This is a genomic window from uncultured Acidovorax sp., assembly GCF_964021665.1.
GTDB classification, from domain to species: Bacteria; Pseudomonadota; Gammaproteobacteria; order Burkholderiales; family Burkholderiaceae_C; genus Acidovorax; species Acidovorax temperans.
In genome coordinates this window covers 53,710-68,831 of sequence record NZ_CAXIAK010000004.1, presented here as the reverse complement: position 1 = coordinate 68,831, position 15,122 = coordinate 53,710, and the positions used below count along the sequence as shown (strand labels likewise).

Genomic DNA, 15,122 nt, shown 5'->3' with positions numbered 1-15,122 from the left:
TGGCGGTACGGGCGTTGAAGATTCGCCCGTTTCGGGAGACCGATGCATCGGCCGCAGTCGCGCTATGGCGTGACTGCGGACTGATCCGGCCTTGGAACGATCCGTACAAGGATATTGAGCGCAAGAGTCATTGCCAGCCAGAGCTTTTCCTCGTGGGAACCTTGCCGGCCGATAGCCAAGGGGCTGATGTTCTGGTAGCCACCGCCATGGCGGGCTATGACGGGCATCGAGGATCTGTCTATTACCTGGCCGTCGCTCCCGGCCATCAGCAAATGTCCTTGGGGCGCGCCCTGATGGAGGAGGTGGAACAACGCTTGCTGGCGCTGGGCTGTCCCAAAGTCAACGTGCTCGTGCGCACCAGTAACGCCAGTGTGCTCAGCTTCTACGACAAGTTGGGTTATGTGCGGGACGATGCATTCTCGTTAGGCAAGCGTCTGATTCCTGATATCTGAAAGCTGGGGGATGGGATGGTTTGAATCCCTCGCCATGCTTTGGGCGAAAAAAAACCGCTGCGTGTGCAGCGGTTTTTGAATTTGGTGCCCAGGAGAGGACTCGAACCTCCACGATGTTACTCGCTAGTACCTGAAACTAGTGCGTCTACCAATTCCGCCACCTGGGCATTTCAGGAAAGATTTGAATTATAGAGCAAATTTTTGATGCTCTCGGCTTTCCGGGTCATTTTTTAAAAAATGACTCAGCGAAGCTCCTGCTCCAACAAAAAAGCCACTGACCATGCAGAGGCTTTTTTATTTCGAAAACCGTCATCGGTTGTCGTTAAACTTGGTGCCCAGGAGAGGACTCGAACCTCCACGATGTTACTCGCTAGTACCTGAAACTAGTGCGTCTACCAATTCCGCCACCTGGGCATTTCAGGAAAGATTTAGATTGTATATCAAAAAAAACACCCCCGGCGCTGCGCCCGCACACCTGTCTGACGAAATCGAAGGCAGCATCCAGGGGCACCGTGATGGGCATGGTTTTGTCATTCGCGACGATGGTGAGGGAGATATCTACATCCCCCCGAATGAGATGCGAGCAGTGCTGCACAAAGACCGTGTACGTGTGCGCATCGTTCGGCAAGATCGCCGCGGCCGTCCGGAAGGCCGGGTGGTAGAGATCATCGAGCGCCCCTCTCAGCCCATGATTGGCAGGCTTTTGCAAGAGAGTGGCGTCTGGCTCGTCGCCCCGGAAGACAAGCGTTACGGGCAAGACATTCTGATTCCCAAGGGTGCAACTGGTGCTGCCAAGCCAGGCCAGGTTGTGGTGGTGGAGTTGACTGAGCCGCCGGCATTGTTTGGGCAGCCCGTCGGGCGCATCACCGAGGTGCTGGGCGAGGTTGACGACCCTGGCATGGAGATTGAGATTGCGGTGCGCAAGTACGGTGTGCCGCATGAGTTTTCTGAAGCGTGTCTGGCCCAGGCCAAGGCGCTGCCAGAAAAAGTCAGGGCTATCGACAAGAAGCGCCGCATTGATCTGACCGATGTACCTCTCGTCACCATTGACGGGGAAGATGCGCGCGACTTTGACGACGCCGTGTATTGCGAGCCTGCCAAGGTGGGGCGAGGCAAGGGCTGGCGCTTGCTGGTGGCGATTGCCGATGTGAGCCACTACGTGGAAACCGGCAGTGCCATCGACATCGATGCCTATGACCGTGCCACCAGTGTGTACTTCCCACGCCGGGTGATTCCCATGCTGCCCGAGAAGTTGAGCAATGGCCTGTGCTCGCTCAACCCTGAGGTGGAGCGACTGTGTATGGTGTGCGACATGCTGGTCACGGCCAAGGGGGAGGTGCACGCGTACCAGTTCTATCCCGCCGTGATGTATAGCCACGCGAGGTTCACATATACCGAGGTGGCAGCCATCCTGGCGAACACGCGTGGCCCTGAGGCCAGCAAGCGCAAGGATCGCGTGAAAGATCTGCTCAACCTGCACGATGTGTACCGCGCGTTGCAGGTGGCGCGCCAACAGCGTGGTGCGGTGGATTTTGAAACCACCGAAACCCAGATCGTGTGTGATGAAAATGGCCGTATCGAGAAGATCGTACCCCGCACGCGCAACGATGCGCACAAGCTGATCGAAGAGGCGATGCTGGCTGCCAACGTCTGCAGCGCGGACTTCATTGAGCAGGGCGGCCAGCCCGGCTTGTTCCGTGTACACGAGGGCCCCACGCCTGAGAAGCAGGAAATCCTGCGCGGGTATCTCAAGGCCATGGCGGTGGGCATGTCGATCAGCGACAACCCCAAGCCCTCTGAATTCCAGGCCATTGCCGAGGCGACCAAAGAGCGGCCTGACGCGCAGCAAATTCACACCATGCTGCTGCGGTCTATGCAGCAAGCCATTTACACGCCCATCAACAGCGGTCATTTCGGCTTGGCATTTGAGGCCTACACCCACTTCACCAGCCCGATTCGCCGCTACCCAGACTTGCTGGTGCACCGGGTGATCAAGGCCATTTTGGGCAACACCCGGTACCAGTTGCCCGTGTTGCCCACCCCGGGCGAGGCCCATGCCAAGCTGGCCAAACGGCTGGCGGGGCGCGTTGCTGCCCCAGGAACCAAACCGAAAAAAGACGTCAAACCCCTAAGCCGGGAAATCCAGGCGTGGGAGGCTGCGGGCTTGCACTGCAGTGCCAATGAGCGCCGCGCCGACGAAGCCAGCCGTGATGTGGAAGCCTGGCTCAAATGCAAGTACATGCGCGAGCATCTGGGCGAGGAATACAGCGGCGTGGTCAGTGCAGCCACCAGCTTCGGCATTTTCGTGACCCTGGACGCGATGTACGTTGAAGGCCTGGTGCACATCACGGAGCTGGGTGGCGAATACTTCAAGTTCGACGAGGCCCGACAAGAGCTGCGTGGTGAGCGCACTGGCATTCGCTATGCCATCGGCACGCGCGTGCGTGTGCAGGTCAGCCGTGTGGACCTGGATGGGCGCAAGATCGACTTCCGCTTGGTGCGCGAGAACGAGGAGCTGCTCGGGCGGGCTCTCAAGGACAAGGGCGTAAGTGCCGACTCCGGCGCGCGAAAAGGTCGCTCGTACACTGGTCGAAAAGAGACTGTGGCAGCCAAGGGGCGCAAGTCCAAGCCGGAAGCGGTTGCTGATGTGGAACCTGCGGGGCGTGGTCGCGCGGCGCGCTCTCCCATCCAGTCGCTCAAGGCTGCGGTCAAGCAGGCGGCCACCTCGGGCAAATCATCCAGGGGCAAGGCCCGTAAGCCCCGGCGAGGTTGAATGCTCAGCAAGCCTGAGGGCCGCTGAGAGGGCTGGTAGAGCCAGCCCCTGCATGGGTGAAATTGGCTGGGTGCCTGGCCTCACCCGATTCTGATCCTCCGTGCCAAAGCACCGGCAGTCAGAGGCTTATCGAGAGGCCAGGCATCGGCCACTTCGCCGTGTGCAAACACGGCCCGGATAGCCGCCTGTAATGGTGGCATGCCTGCGGCCAGCCCAGCGCCGATGAGCCCCGCGAGCACATCCCCTGTGCCCGCCGTGGCCAGGCTCCCATTGCCTGTAGGATTGATGTGCGGAATGTCGTCGGGGTGGGCAACGACTGTGCCGGACCCCTTGAGAGTCACTGTGCACTGGAATTTTTCTGCCAGTTCGCGGGCCGCCATGAGCCGGTGGGCTTGCACCTGCGCGGCTGTGGTGTGCAGCAGCCGCGCTGCCTCCAGCGGATGGGGGGTGAGAACTGTGGGGCGTTGCCTGGCGCTACGTGCTGTCAGCGCCTGTTGCAGGGCACCGTCGGTGCTGATGGCGTTCAGTGCATCGGCGTCCAGCACCAGCGCCTGAGCTCGTTGCAGCACCGCGGGCAACACGGTGCGCACCGCCTGCCCGCCGCCGCAACCGCAAACCACGCTGAGGCTTTCCAGTTCGAGTGCCTCAAATCGGCGCAGCATCAGTTCGGGTTGTGTGTGGATCTCGGTGGCATGGTCTTGGTCCAGCAGGCTGACCAGCACTCGGCCCGCTCCGCCGTGCAATGCGGCGGAGCCCGCCAGCAAGGCGGCGCCGGTCATCCCCATGCCGCGCAAGGCCAGACCTTCTCCACCCACAATGGCCACATCGCCATAACTGCCCTTGTGGCTGGCATGCAGCCTGCTGCCGCGAGGGGGTGGGCCCGCCAACCAGGCGGTGGGGGGCTCGTGGTTCAGCCCGGTCTCAGCGGTAGCTCCCAGGTCGTGCCACCACACCTGCCCTGCGGCGTCCCTGCCGTGGGCGGTGAACAGTCCGGGCTTTAACGTCAACAGGCTAAGCGTGTGCTGTGCTGTGCCGGGTTTCGCTGTCGCACTGTGAGTGGAAGGCTCCAGTCCGGGTGCGTATTGGCCTGTGTCGGCGTCGAGCCCAGAGGGCACATCCACCGCCAGCACGGGGGCCGCGCTACTGCGCAGTCGTGCCAGCCAATGCGCAAGCACGGTGCCACGTGCCGAACCGGATGGTGTCTGCCTTGTGGATGACCGCACCCCAATGCCCAGCAGGGCGTCAATGCACAGGTCTTGTTCCGTCAGATCGGTGGGAGGTGTGTCGGCCCACACCATGTTCGTGCAGTGCCGGGCTTTTTCCCAGGACTGGCGCGCGTCGGGCGGTAATGTCTCGGTGGTGCCCAGCCAGCTGATGACGACTTTGCGCCCAGCGCGGGCCAAATGGTGCGCGGCCTCCAGCCCGTCTCCACCGTTATTGCCCGGGCCGCAGGCAATCCAGATCGTGCGGGCATGCGGTGCAATGGCTTGCGCCAGTTGCGCCACAGCCAGGCCCGCACGCTGCATCAAGGTGTGCGGCGCCAACTGGGCCGCCATGGCTTGCTCCAGGCGGCGTGTGGCTTCGGTGTTGAACAGGGGGTAGGTTTGGTCGGGCGTGATGCGTTGCATGGCAAGGTCTTGCAGTCCCGCAGTTCACGGGAACTGCTGTACCCGACATTGTGCGTGCTGGCTGCGCCCGTGGAGTGGGCGCAGCGTGGGTTCAGAAGCGCTGCGCTTCCAGCCCCTGCACGCTGATCTCTGGTGCGCGTTGGCTCAGCATGTCTGCCAAAGCGCGAGCGCAACCGCAGGCCAGTGCCCAGCCACCCGCTCCATGACCGGTGTTCAGCCAGATGCCGGGCAGGGCGGTGCTGCCCAGGGCGGGGGCGCCATCGGTCAGGGTGGGGCGGGCGCCGCGCCAGATTTGCAGCGGGCCTGACAACTGCGCCCCTCCCGGAAACCAGTCGTTGACGGTGCGGTACAGCTTTTGGAGCGTGGCGTGGTGGTGGGCAGCCTGGGGCGAGCCCAGCCCGGCGCCGCCGGTGATGCGCACGCGTTGGCCCTGGCGGGTGATGGTGATTTGCTCTTGTACGTCCAGTGCGCTGGTCAGCGGCGCATGGGTGGCTTCGCGCAAAGGGGCGCTTACCGAGTAGCCAAACACCGGGGCCATGGGCAGCCGAATGCCGCGCGGGCGCAGCAGTGTGTGCGAGGCTGCGCCCGCGCACACCACCACTGCATCAAAACAGCGCATATCGGGCTCGCCATTCACCCAGATTCCCGTGGGCTGGCTCGACAAGCTGGTCACCTGGGCATTGAAAACAAATTGCACCCCGGCCGCCTGCATGCCCTGGCGCAGCATTTGCGCGAACAGCCGGCAGTTGCCTGACACGGCATGGGGCAGCAACACTGCGCTGTGCAGCGGCGCCTCGGGCGAGAGACCGGGTTCTACGTGGCGCGCTGCGTCTGCGTCCATGTCTTGCACTGCCGTGCCCGCCTCGCGCATCCAGTCCAGCAGCGGCTGGTACTGCGCGCGTTGCTTGGCGGTGCGGAAAAACAGCAGTCGGCCCGTGCTGGCTTCAAAGTCCAGCTCGTGGCGCGCAGCAATCGCTTGCGTGCGTTCACGGCTGTAGCGCGCCAGGCTCTCCAGGGTGGACAGGGGCGTGTGGCTGCGGCGCCAGCGCCACAGCCAGGCCAGTTCGTGCAGCCCAGCACCCTGGGCCAGACGAATGCCGGTGTGCATGTGCCAAGGGCGCTGCGCTGTGGGGCTCGGCTTGCCCGCGATGGTGCAAGGGATGGTCAGGTAAGGCGATAACAGGCCGGCGTTGGCAAAACTGGCTTCTTCCGCTGCTGCGCTGCGTTGTTCCAGCACGGTGACTTCATGGCCGTCGTGCGCCAACTCGTATGCAGTGGTGACGCCGATGATTCCGGCGCCCACGATGGCGATCTTCATGGATTGATAGCGAAATTGGGCTCTAGCGCTTTGTAGATAAGCGCCAGCAGCTATTGTTTTTGTAGTAATTCTTCGATACGTTGGCCAACGTTCAAGACGGCATCGTCACGCCCTGCGGCGTGCCAGACCATCAAGCCCACGGGCAACTCGCCCCGCACATGGCAGGGCAGTGACAAGGCACACCCGTCCAGCATGTTGACCACGCTGGTATTGCGCAGCACCAAGGCGTTGGCCTGGAAGAAGGCTGCGTCACGCGCTTCCCCTGGGGCTACGTCAGACAGCAAGGGCGGCACGATGGCGACGGTGGGGGAGAGCAGGGCATCAAAGCCTGCAACCCGCGCTTCCATTCGCGATATCCACGCTTGCCTCGCGTGCTGCAGGTGGATGTAGTCGGCCGCGCTCACCGCTGCACCGCGCTCGATCCGGCTGCGCACGCGCGGGTCGTAGTGCTCGGCATGCCGGGCCAGCACCGGGCGATGCCAGGCGTAGCTTTCGGCGGCAGCCAGGCTGCCCTGCGCCTGCATGGGGCCCAGCTCGCCCGTTTCTGGCAAATCAATCGACTCGATCTGTGCACCAGCCTGGCGCAGCAGGTCTAGCGTGCGCTGGAAGGCTGTGCTCACGGTGCCATCCAGTGCATCGAGAAATGTATGGGTTGGCACGGCCAGGCGCCAGGCAGACAAGGGGGCCGAACTGCGGGTGACGCGGCGCGCGGCCAAAACCTCATGCACCACGATGGCATCGCGCACGCTGCGGGTCATGGCGCAGGCGGTGTCGAGGGTGGTGGACAGTGGCACGGCGCCAGTGGTGGGGACCAGTCGGGCTGTGCTTTTGAAGCCAACGATGCCGTTGAATGCGGCAGGAATGCGAATCGACCCCCCCGTGTCTGAGCCCAACGCTGCGTAGCACGCGCCACTGGCGACTGACACTGCGGCGCCGGAGGAAGACCCGCCGGGCACCCGCGCTGCCCCGGGCAGGGGGCCAAAGCGGTAGTCGAACGCGGCGGGTGTCGGGAAATGCGGGTTGGTGCCGATACCAGAGAAAGCGAATTCCACCATGTGCGTGCGCCCGACGATGCTGCCGCCGGCGGCCCGCAAACGTACTACGGCGGGCGCATCGCTGGTTGCGGTGGGTGCGTTTTGCAAGGCGAGGGAGCCTGCCGTAGTGACTTGCCCTGCCACGTCAAAAAGATCTTTGACAGAAACGGCCAGTCCAGCCAGCGGCAGGTGTGCTGTTTCTGTGTGGTGAAGGCGCTCGCGCTCGGCTTCAAAGCGCTCGGACACAAAGGCATGGGCGGCGGCGGGGGCTTGCGCCAGGCGCATGGAATCGTCCATCGCCCGGGCGGCTGTCAGTGCGCCCGCCTGCACCAAAGCCCGGGTTGCGATCAGGTCGGCTTGCATGGGTGTGCTAGAATCTTTGGGTTTTGCTGTATGCAGTGGCGCGTGGTCCTTTCGGCCTGAGCGCAGCAGTTGCGGCAAAGCCAATCGCAAACCAGCCCCGTCAAGGTGTTGTCACTTCAGCAGAAGTAACAAATTATGGGGCTGGATTTTAGACCCAACCTTTGGAGTATTTTATGTCCGTTACCATGCGCGAAATGCTGGAAGCCGGTGTCCACTTCGGTCACCAAACCCGCTTCTGGAACCCCAAGATGGCCCCCTACATCTTCGGCCATCGCAACAAGATTCACATCATCAACCTGGAAAAGTCGCTGCCACTGTTCCAGGAAGCCCAAAAGTTCGCCAAGCAACTGGCTGCCAACCGCGGCACGATCCTGATGGTCGGCACAAAGCGCCAAGCCCGTGAAATCCTGGCTACTGAAGCGCAACGCGCTGGCGTGCCTTTCGTGGACCAGCGCTGGCTGGGCGGCATGCTCACCAACTTCAAGACGGTGAAGACTTCCATCAAGCGCCTGAAGGACATGAAGGCCCAGCTGGAAACCGGCCTGGACAACCTGAGCAAGAAAGAACAACTGACTTTCAGCCGCGAAATCGCCAAGCTGGAAAAGGACATCGGCGGCATCCAGGATATGGCTGCTTTGCCTGACGCCATCTTCATCATCGACGTGGGTTTCCACAAGATCGCTGTGGCCGAAGCCAAGAAGCTGGGCATTCCTCTGATTGGTGTGGTCGATACGAACCACTCCCCAGAAGGCATCGACTACGTGATCCCCGGTAACGACGACTCGGCCAAGGCTGTGACGCTGTACGCCCGCGGCATTGCTGACGCGATCATCGAAGGCCGCGCCAACGCTGTGAACGAAGTCGTGAAGGCTGCTGCTTCGGAAAGCACCGACGAATTCGTGGAAGTGCAAGAGTCGGCTGCCTAAGCACCCGACTGCGCGACTGCGGTCGCGAAGGAAAGCGGGGCTCCTGGTTAGCCCCCTTTTTTTATCCCGAGTTTTGAATACTTTGAACTGAATACGGAAGGAACACAGATGGCTGCAATTACCGCAAGCATGGTTGCTGAACTGCGTGGCAAGACTGACGCCCCCATGATGGAATGCAAGAAGGCTCTGACGGAAGCTGATGGCGACATGGCCAAGGCGGAAGAGCTGCTGCGCGTCAAGCTCGGCACCAAGGCAGGCAAGGCCGCTTCCCGCATCACCGCTGAAGGCGTGGTCGCCAGCTTCATCGACGGCACCACGGGTGCCCTGGTGGAAGTGAACAGCGAAACTGACTTCGTGTCCAAGAACGACAGCTTCATCGCCATGGCCAAGGCCGCAGCGGAGCTGGTCGCCAAGCACAAGCCTGCCAGCATTGAAGCCCTGGGCGCTCTGGCCTACGAGCAAGACGGCTTCGGCCCCACCCTGGAAGACGTGCGCAAGGGCCTGATCGGCAAGATCGGCGAAAACATGTCGTTCCGCCGCTTCCAGTACTTCTCTGGCTCCAAGCTGGCTTCTTACCTGCACGGCTCGCGCATTGGTGTGGTCGTCGAGTTCGAAGGCGACGAAGTGGCTGCCAAGGACGTGGCCATGCACATCGCAGCCATGAAGCCCGTGGCCCTGACCAGCGCTGACGTGCCTGCTGACCTGATCGCCAAGGAGCGTTCGGTGGCCGAAGGCAAGGCTGACGAAGCCAACAAGGAACTGATCGCTGCTGGCAAGCCGGCCCAAAGCGCTGAAATCACCGCCAAGCGCATCGATGGCGCAGTGCAGAAGTACCTGAAGGAAGTCTCGCTGGCTGACCAGGTCTTTGTGAAGGCTGCTGACGGCAAGCAAACTGTGGCCCAAATGCTCAAGGCCGCCAACACCACCGTGAAGAGCTTCACGCTGTACGTGGTGGGTGAAGGCATTGAAAAGAAGGTGGACGACTTTGCCGCTGAAGTGGCTGCACAAGTGGCCGCTGCCAAGGCTGCTGCCTAATTTTTCGTCCCCGCTCAACCCCCAAACACCATCAACCATTGGAGAAATTGCCCATGACCATCGCCGCGCCAGCCCACAAGCGTATCTTGCTCAAGCTGTCCGGTGAGGCGCTGATGGGCGATGACTCCTTTGGTATCAACCGCGCCACCATCGTCCGCATGGTGGAGGAAATTGCTGATGTGACCCGCCTGGGTGTCCAGGTCGCGGTGGTGATTGGGGGGGGTAATATTTTTCGTGGTGTGGCGGGTGGCTCAGTCGGTATGGACCGAGCAACCGCTGACTACATGGGCATGCTGGCCACCGTGATGAACGCGCTGGCCCTGGCAGATGCCATGGACAAGCAGGGCCTCACCGCTCGCGTGATGTCTGCCATTGCGATTGAACAGGTGGTGGAACCCTATGTCCGCCCCAAGGCACTCCAGTACCTCGAAGAGGGCAAGGTGGTGGTGTTCGCGGCAGGCACGGGCAACCCCTTCTTCACCACGGACACGGCTGCCGCCCTGCGTGGTGCCGAGATTGGCGCTGAAGTGGTACTCAAGGCAACGAAGGTGGACGGCGTTTATACTGCCGACCCTCACAAGGATCCCACTGCCACGCGTTACACGAAGCTCAGCTTTGACGAGGCCATGTCCCGTAATCTGGGCATCATGGACGCTACCGCATTTGCCTTGTGCCGTGATCAAAAACTGCCAGTGCGAGTGTTCTCCATCATCAAGCATGGCGCCCTGCGGCGCGTGGTGATGGGCGAGGACGAAGGTACGTTGGTGTACGCCTGACCTTCCCCAAGAACCCCAGCAGTCTCGCCCCAAGGAACCCATCATGACGATTGCCGATATCAAGAAAACCGCTGAAACCAAGATGGACCAGTCCATCGCAGCGTTCAAGAACAACCTGCAAAAGATTCGCACGGGCCGTGCCAACCCTGCTTTGCTGGACAGCATTCAGGTCGAGTACTACGGCTCCATGGTGCCCCTGAGTCAGGTGGCCAACGTGACCTTGCTCGACTCGCGCACCATTAGCGTCCAGCCCTGGGAAAAGGGCATGGGCGCCAAGATTGAAAAGGCCATCCGCGAAAGCGATCTGGGTCTGAACCCTGCCTCCATGGGCGAGTTGATCCGCGTCCCCATGCCGCCCATGAGCGAAGAGCGCCGCAAGGAAATGACCAAGCTGGCCCGCAATGAGGGTGAAAGCGCCAAGATCGCCGTGCGCAACCTGCGCCGCGACGCCAATGAAGGGGTCAAGAAGCTGGTCAAGGACAAACTCGCTTCTGAAGACGACCAAAAGCGCGCAGAAGCCGACGTTCAGAAGTTCACAGACAAGCATATTGCCGAGATCGATACTTTGGTCGCGGCCAAAGAACAAGAAATCATGGCGGTCTGAGCTCCCACCGCTGGAGCTGGCTGATCGTTGACATGTCTGATTCCCCGGTGGTGCCACACCACATTGCCATCGTCATGGATGGCAACGGCCGCTGGGCCAAACGTCGTTTCCTGCCGCGTTTGGCGGGGCACAAGCAAGGGGTGGATTCGCTTCGTCGCTGCGTACGTGCGTGCGTGCAACGGGGCGTTTCCGTCCTGACCGTTTTTGCTTTCTCTTCTGAAAACTGGAATCGCCCGGCCGATGAGGTCTCGGGCCTCATGGAGCTTCTCGCGATGGCCCTGGGCCGTGAGGTTCCCCAGCTCAAAAAGGATGGCGTGCAGTTGCACTTTGTCGGCAGCCGCGAAGGTCTGTCTGCCAAAGTGAGTGAGGGCCTGGCCCAGGCGGAGGCGGCCACGGCTGACAACCACCGCCTCATCCTGAACGTGTGCTTCAACTACGGTGGCCGCTGGGACATCGCGCAAGCAGCAGCTGGCTTGGCCGCGAAGGGTATGCCGATTACCGAAGCAAGCCTGCACGCCGCCATGGGCATGTCCCACGTGCCTGACCCTGATCTGATCATCCGTACCGGCGGCGAGATGCGCATCAGCAATTTTCTGCTGTGGCAGGCCGCATACTCCGAGCTGTTTTTCAGTGACCGTCTGTGGCCCGACTTCGATGAAGCCGCCTTGGACGAGGCATTGGACTCCTTCCAATCGCGTGAGCGCCGTTTTGGCAAAACCTCTGAACAAATAGCGTCCGCGCATCGTGATCCGATGCCGGGCTGAAAGGCCCCATGCTGCTACAGCGCGTCATCACTGCCCTGGTCCTGCTGGCCATCCTGCTGCCAGCGTTGTTCTATCCCTCCATCACCCCCTTTGCCCTGGTGGTTCTGGTCTTCATGGCGGCTGGCGCCTGGGAGTGGGGGCGATTGAATGGGCGCGGCAATGCAGCCGCCTTGAGCTTGTCGGCTGTGTGCTTGGTCCTGTGTGCTGGCAGTTGGTGGGCTGGCTGGCTGGATCGCCCGTTGCCGCTGTTGTGGACGCTGGGCGGCGGGCTTTGGGTGGCATGCACCGCTTGGTTGTTGCGCGCCGGTGTACCCGGCTGGCCGCTCATTCCGGCGCCTGTGCGCATCGTTTTGGGTGTGCTGGCGCTATGGCTGGCGTGGCTTGCCGTGGTGCAGGCACGCATCCTCGGTATCAATTTCTTGTTGTCGGTGCTCACCCTGGTGTGGGTGGCTGACATCTTTGCGTATTTTGCCGGCCGGGCTTTTGGCCTGCGCTTTACCCGCAACAAGCTGGCACCCTCCATCAGTCCTGGCAAAAGCTGGGAGGGGGTTTGGGGCGGTCTGGCGGGGGTGTTGTGCCTGGCCGTGGCCTGGGTTGCGGCTGACCGTTACTTCCAGGCAGACGTCGCCAGTTTTTATACCCGCCTGTATTCCGCGGGCTGGTGGTTCTTGGCCATCGCCGTGGTGTTCATGGTGGCCATGAGTGTGGCGGGTGATCTGGTCGAATCGCTGATCAAGCGCAGCGCGGGCGTGAAGGACAGCAGCGGGCTGCTGCCCGGCCATGGGGGCGTGCTTGACCGGGTTGACGCGTTGCTGCCAACGCTTCCCCTGGCGCTGATGCTCACCCGACTTATTTCTGTATGAAGCAAAAAATCACGGTTCTGGGCTCCACAGGGTCCATCGGAAAAAACACGCTCGACGTGGTGGCGAGGCATCCGGATCGCTACGAGGTCTTTGCGCTCAGCGCGGCGACCCAGGTCGATTTGATGCTGCAGCAGTGCGCCCAATTCAAGCCCCGCTTCGCTGTCATGGCGAGCGCTCCCCATGCGCAGTTGCTGGCAGAAAAAATCAAGCAAAATAGGCTCCCAACGTCCGTCCTGCAAGCGCAAGGTGCTCTTGAAATCATAGCGTCGCACGAAGAGGTGGATGCCGTCATGGCTGCCATCGTGGGGGCTGCGGGCTTGTCGCCTTGCCTTGCTGCTGCCCGCGCGGGCAAGCGCCTGTTGCTGGCCAACAAAGAGGCGCTGGTGGTGGGGGGTAATGTGTTCATGCGCGCTGTGCGCGAGGGCGGCGCCACCCTGCTGCCCATCGACAGCGAGCATTCAGCCATTTTTCAGTGCCTGCCTGAAGATCCTGCGTGTTGGGCTGAGCGGGTGGACAGCATTTTGCTCACCGCTTCTGGCGGCCCGTTCCGTACCCGTGCGCCAGAGACCTTGGCACAGATCACCCCCGAACAGGCCTGTGCGCATCCCAATTTCTCCATGGGAAGAAAAATCTCGGTGGACTCCGCCACGATGATGAACAAGGCTTTGGAAGTCATCGAGGCCCGCTGGCTTTTTGATTTGGCGCCTGAGCAGATCAAGGTGGTGATCCATCCGCAGCAGATCATCCATTCCATGGTGCAGTTCAAAGATGCGTCCATCCTGGCGCAACTGGGCACGCCCGACATGCGTGTGCCTATCGCTTGCGGTCTGGCCTGGCCCGAACGAATCGAGAGTGGGGCCAGCCGACTGGACTTTGCAGCGCTGGCGGCCCTCACGTTTGAAGAAGCGGATGTCCGGCGCTTTCCTGGATTGCATCTGTCGTGGCAGGCATTGAACGCTCCGGAAGGCACCACGGCGGTGCTGAACGCCGCGAATGAGGTGGCGGTGGAAGCCTTCCTGACGGGCAAACTGCGTTTTGACCATATCCATGCGGTCAACCTTGCAACTTTGGACGCGGTGCAGCCCTCCAAGCCGGATTCGCTGGAGTCCTTGCTGGCGCTGGATGCCGCCGCTCGTGTGGCAGCGCAACGTGCGGCCGCTGCTCTGGCGCTTTGACTGACTGTTTCTTCAGGAGCGTCTCATGCTGACCGTTGTTGCTTTTTTCGTGGCTCTGGGGCTTCTCATCGCCATCCATGAATATGGGCATTACCGGGTGGCGGTTGCCTGCGGTGTCAAGGTGTTGCGCTTTTCTGTGGGGTTTGGCAAACCGCTGTTCACCTGGAAGGGCAAGGGCTCCGATACGGAGTTTGTCATTGGCCTGTTCCCTTTGGGGGGGTATGTCCGCATGCTGGACGAGCGTGAGGCCCCTGTGGATCCTCACGAGCGCCACCTGGCGTTCAATACCCAGCCGTTGCGCTCCCGCGCTGCGATTGTTGCTGCTGGTCCTCTGGCCAACCTGCTGCTGGCTGTGTTGCTGTATTCCATCGTCAATTGGGGTGGCGTGCAAGAGCCCAAAGCCGTGTTATCGAGCCCTGTTGCCGGCTCGGTGGCAGACAAGGCCGGTTTGGTGGGGGGTGAGCTGGTGCGCCGGGCTGCGACGGGCGATGACGAGCTGGTACCGATGCGTTCGTTTGAAGAGCTGCGCTGGGTATTGACCCAAGGCGCCCTGGACGGCGAGCGTGTGCGCCTGGAGCTGCAAAACACCCCCAACAGTTCCCCGCGCGAAGTGGTGATGGATCTGTCTGTGCTGGATGTGCGCGATGCCGATGCCCAGCTCTTTAGAAAAATTGGAGTGATGGCCCCATGGACGCGCCCATCCATCGGCGAAGTCATGCCAGGGGGAGCTGCTGAGCGTGCGGGGCTGCGCAACGGCGACGTGGTGCGCCGGGTAGGCAACACCAATGTGGTGGACGGAATGCAGCTGCGCGAGCTGATTCGCTCGTCGGTGCAAGAGGGCAAAGTGGCTCCACAGATCTGGATGGTGGAGCGCGGTGGGCAGATGCTGGAGTTGGAGGTGGTCCCAGATAACGTCACGGACGGCAGCGTCTCCGTGGGGCGGATCAATGCCTATGTGGGGGATAGCCCCGAGATGGTTGAGGTGGACTACGGGCTGTGGGAGGGGCTGGCCCGGGGCTTTGAGCGTACCTGGGATGTGTCAACTCTCACCTTGCGCATGATGGGGCGCATGCTGACTGGCGAGGCATCCCTCAAGAACCTCAGCGGCCCTTTGACCATTGCTGACTATGCAGGCCGCTCCGCCGAGATGGGATTGATGCAGTACCTTGCCTACCTCGCGCTCATCAGCGTGAGCCTGGGCGTGCTGAACCTGTTACCTCTGCCAGTGCTCGATGGAGGGCACCTGATGTATTATCTTTGGGAGGGAGTCACTGGCAAAAGTGTCTCCGACACCTGGATGGAATACCTCCAGCGTGGCGGCGTGGCAGTGCTTGCCTTGATGATGTCTATCGCTCTTTTTAACGATATCTCCCGATACCTCGCCAAACTTCTGGCCGTATTTGCCTAGCCA

At 61.6% G+C, this 15,122-nt stretch carries 13 protein-coding genes and 2 tRNA genes; 10 read left to right on the top strand and 5 right to left on the bottom strand.

Annotation, left to right across the window (positions count from 1 at the left end):
* Positions 1 to 14: 14 nt before the first annotated feature.
* Positions 15 to 452 (top strand): GNAT family acetyltransferase, encoded by a 438-nt coding sequence (locus tag AADJ04_RS01750; protein WP_341238536.1) that lies wholly within the window; start codon positions 15 to 17, stop codon positions 450 to 452.
* Positions 453 to 534: 82 nt separating this feature from the next.
* On the opposite strand, the gene AADJ04_RS01745 is transcribed toward AADJ04_RS01750, so the two are convergent.
* Positions 535 to 619, bottom strand: a tRNA-Leu gene (locus AADJ04_RS01745).
* Between the two features lie 162 nt (positions 620 to 781).
* Positions 782 to 866: transfer RNA gene (locus AADJ04_RS01740), tRNA-Leu, on the bottom strand.
* Positions 867 to 885: 19 nt separating this feature from the next.
* On the opposite strand from AADJ04_RS01740, the gene rnr reads away from it, so the two are divergent.
* Complete coding sequence (rnr, locus tag AADJ04_RS01735; RefSeq protein WP_341238535.1) at positions 886 to 3,225, top strand: ribonuclease R; 2,340 nt, start codon at positions 886 to 888, stop codon at positions 3,223 to 3,225.
* Positions 3,226 to 3,305: 80 nt separating this feature from the next.
* On the opposite strand, the gene AADJ04_RS01730 is transcribed toward rnr, so the two are convergent.
* The 3 genes from AADJ04_RS01730 to AADJ04_RS01720 form a co-directional block, all read right to left on the bottom strand.
* Complete coding sequence (locus tag AADJ04_RS01730; RefSeq protein WP_341238534.1) at positions 3,306 to 4,853, bottom strand: NAD(P)H-hydrate dehydratase; 1,548 nt, start codon at positions 4,851 to 4,853, stop codon at positions 3,306 to 3,308.
* 91 nt (positions 4,854 to 4,944) lie between these two features.
* Positions 4,945 to 6,171: an FAD-dependent oxidoreductase gene (locus tag AADJ04_RS01725; protein ID WP_341238533.1), complete on the bottom strand. Its 1,227-nt coding sequence runs from the start codon at positions 6,169 to 6,171 to the stop codon at positions 4,945 to 4,947.
* A gap of 50 nt (positions 6,172 to 6,221) precedes the next feature.
* On the bottom strand, positions 6,222 to 7,568 hold the full coding sequence (locus AADJ04_RS01720) for an amidase (protein ID WP_341238532.1): 1,347 nt from the start codon (positions 7,566 to 7,568) through the stop codon (positions 6,222 to 6,224).
* 173 nt (positions 7,569 to 7,741) lie between these two features.
* Between AADJ04_RS01720 and rpsB the strand changes: the two genes are divergently transcribed.
* The 8 genes from rpsB to rseP all read left to right on the top strand — a co-directional run bounded on the left by rpsB (position 7,742) and on the right by rseP (position 15,119).
* On the top strand, positions 7,742 to 8,494 hold the full coding sequence (rpsB, locus tag AADJ04_RS01715; RefSeq protein WP_044396879.1) for a 30S ribosomal protein S2: 753 nt from the start codon (positions 7,742 to 7,744) through the stop codon (positions 8,492 to 8,494).
* Between the two features lie 108 nt (positions 8,495 to 8,602).
* Entirely contained in the window at positions 8,603 to 9,529 is a 927-nt protein-coding gene (gene tsf / locus AADJ04_RS01710; protein WP_066695164.1) for a translation elongation factor Ts, read from the top strand.
* A gap of 53 nt (positions 9,530 to 9,582) precedes the next feature.
* The gene (gene pyrH / locus AADJ04_RS01705) at positions 9,583 to 10,305 is read left to right on the top strand and encodes a UMP kinase (RefSeq protein WP_044396902.1); all 723 of its coding nucleotides are present in this window, start codon (positions 9,583 to 9,585) and stop codon (positions 10,303 to 10,305) included.
* 43 nt (positions 10,306 to 10,348) lie between these two features.
* Positions 10,349 to 10,909, top strand: a complete 561-nt coding sequence (gene frr / locus AADJ04_RS01700; protein ID WP_066695166.1) for a ribosome recycling factor — start codon at positions 10,349 to 10,351, stop codon at positions 10,907 to 10,909.
* A 32-nt stretch (positions 10,910 to 10,941) separates the two neighbouring features.
* Positions 10,942 to 11,673 (top strand): polyprenyl diphosphate synthase, encoded by a 732-nt coding sequence (gene uppS / locus AADJ04_RS01695; RefSeq protein ID WP_142081505.1) that lies wholly within the window; start codon positions 10,942 to 10,944, stop codon positions 11,671 to 11,673.
* 8 nt (positions 11,674 to 11,681) lie between these two features.
* Positions 11,682 to 12,536, top strand: coding sequence for a phosphatidate cytidylyltransferase (locus AADJ04_RS01690; protein WP_198847414.1), 855 nt, complete (start codon positions 11,682 to 11,684; stop codon positions 12,534 to 12,536).
* Positions 12,533 to 13,711 (top strand): 1-deoxy-D-xylulose-5-phosphate reductoisomerase, encoded by a 1,179-nt coding sequence (gene ispC / locus AADJ04_RS01685; protein WP_341238531.1) that lies wholly within the window; start codon positions 12,533 to 12,535, stop codon positions 13,709 to 13,711. Before AADJ04_RS01690 ends, ispC begins: the two co-directional genes overlap by 4 nt.
* A 25-nt stretch (positions 13,712 to 13,736) precedes the next feature.
* Positions 13,737 to 15,119, top strand: a complete 1,383-nt coding sequence (rseP, locus tag AADJ04_RS01680) for an RIP metalloprotease RseP (protein ID WP_341238530.1) — start codon at positions 13,737 to 13,739, stop codon at positions 15,117 to 15,119.
* Positions 15,120 to 15,122: the final 3 nt, after the last annotated feature.

Excerpts from the sequence above, each read along its gene's own strand:
- uppS (WP_142081505.1), top strand. The coding sequence starts at position 10,942 with ATGTCTGATTCCCCGGTGGTGCCACACCACATTGCCATCGTCATGGAT.
- frr (WP_066695166.1), top strand. The coding sequence starts at position 10,349 with ATGACGATTGCCGATATCAAGAAAACCGCTGAAACCAAGATGGACCAG.
- AADJ04_RS01720 (WP_341238532.1), bottom strand. The coding sequence starts at position 7,568 with ATGCAAGCCGACCTGATCGCAACCCGGGCTTTGGTGCAGGCGGGCGCA.
- rseP (WP_341238530.1), top strand. The coding sequence starts at position 13,737 with ATGCTGACCGTTGTTGCTTTTTTCGTGGCTCTGGGGCTTCTCATCGCC.
- AADJ04_RS01690 (WP_198847414.1), top strand. The coding sequence starts at position 11,682 with ATGCTGCTACAGCGCGTCATCACTGCCCTGGTCCTGCTGGCCATCCTG.
- AADJ04_RS01730 (WP_341238534.1), bottom strand. The coding sequence starts at position 4,853 with ATGCAACGCATCACGCCCGACCAAACCTACCCCCTGTTCAACACCGAA.
- ispC (WP_341238531.1), top strand. The coding sequence starts at position 12,533 with ATGAAGCAAAAAATCACGGTTCTGGGCTCCACAGGGTCCATCGGAAAA.
- tsf (WP_066695164.1), top strand. The coding sequence starts at position 8,603 with ATGGCTGCAATTACCGCAAGCATGGTTGCTGAACTGCGTGGCAAGACT.
- AADJ04_RS01725 (WP_341238533.1), bottom strand. The coding sequence starts at position 6,171 with ATGAAGATCGCCATCGTGGGCGCCGGAATCATCGGCGTCACCACTGCA.
- pyrH (WP_044396902.1), top strand. The coding sequence starts at position 9,583 with ATGACCATCGCCGCGCCAGCCCACAAGCGTATCTTGCTCAAGCTGTCC.
- rpsB (WP_044396879.1), top strand. The coding sequence starts at position 7,742 with ATGTCCGTTACCATGCGCGAAATGCTGGAAGCCGGTGTCCACTTCGGT.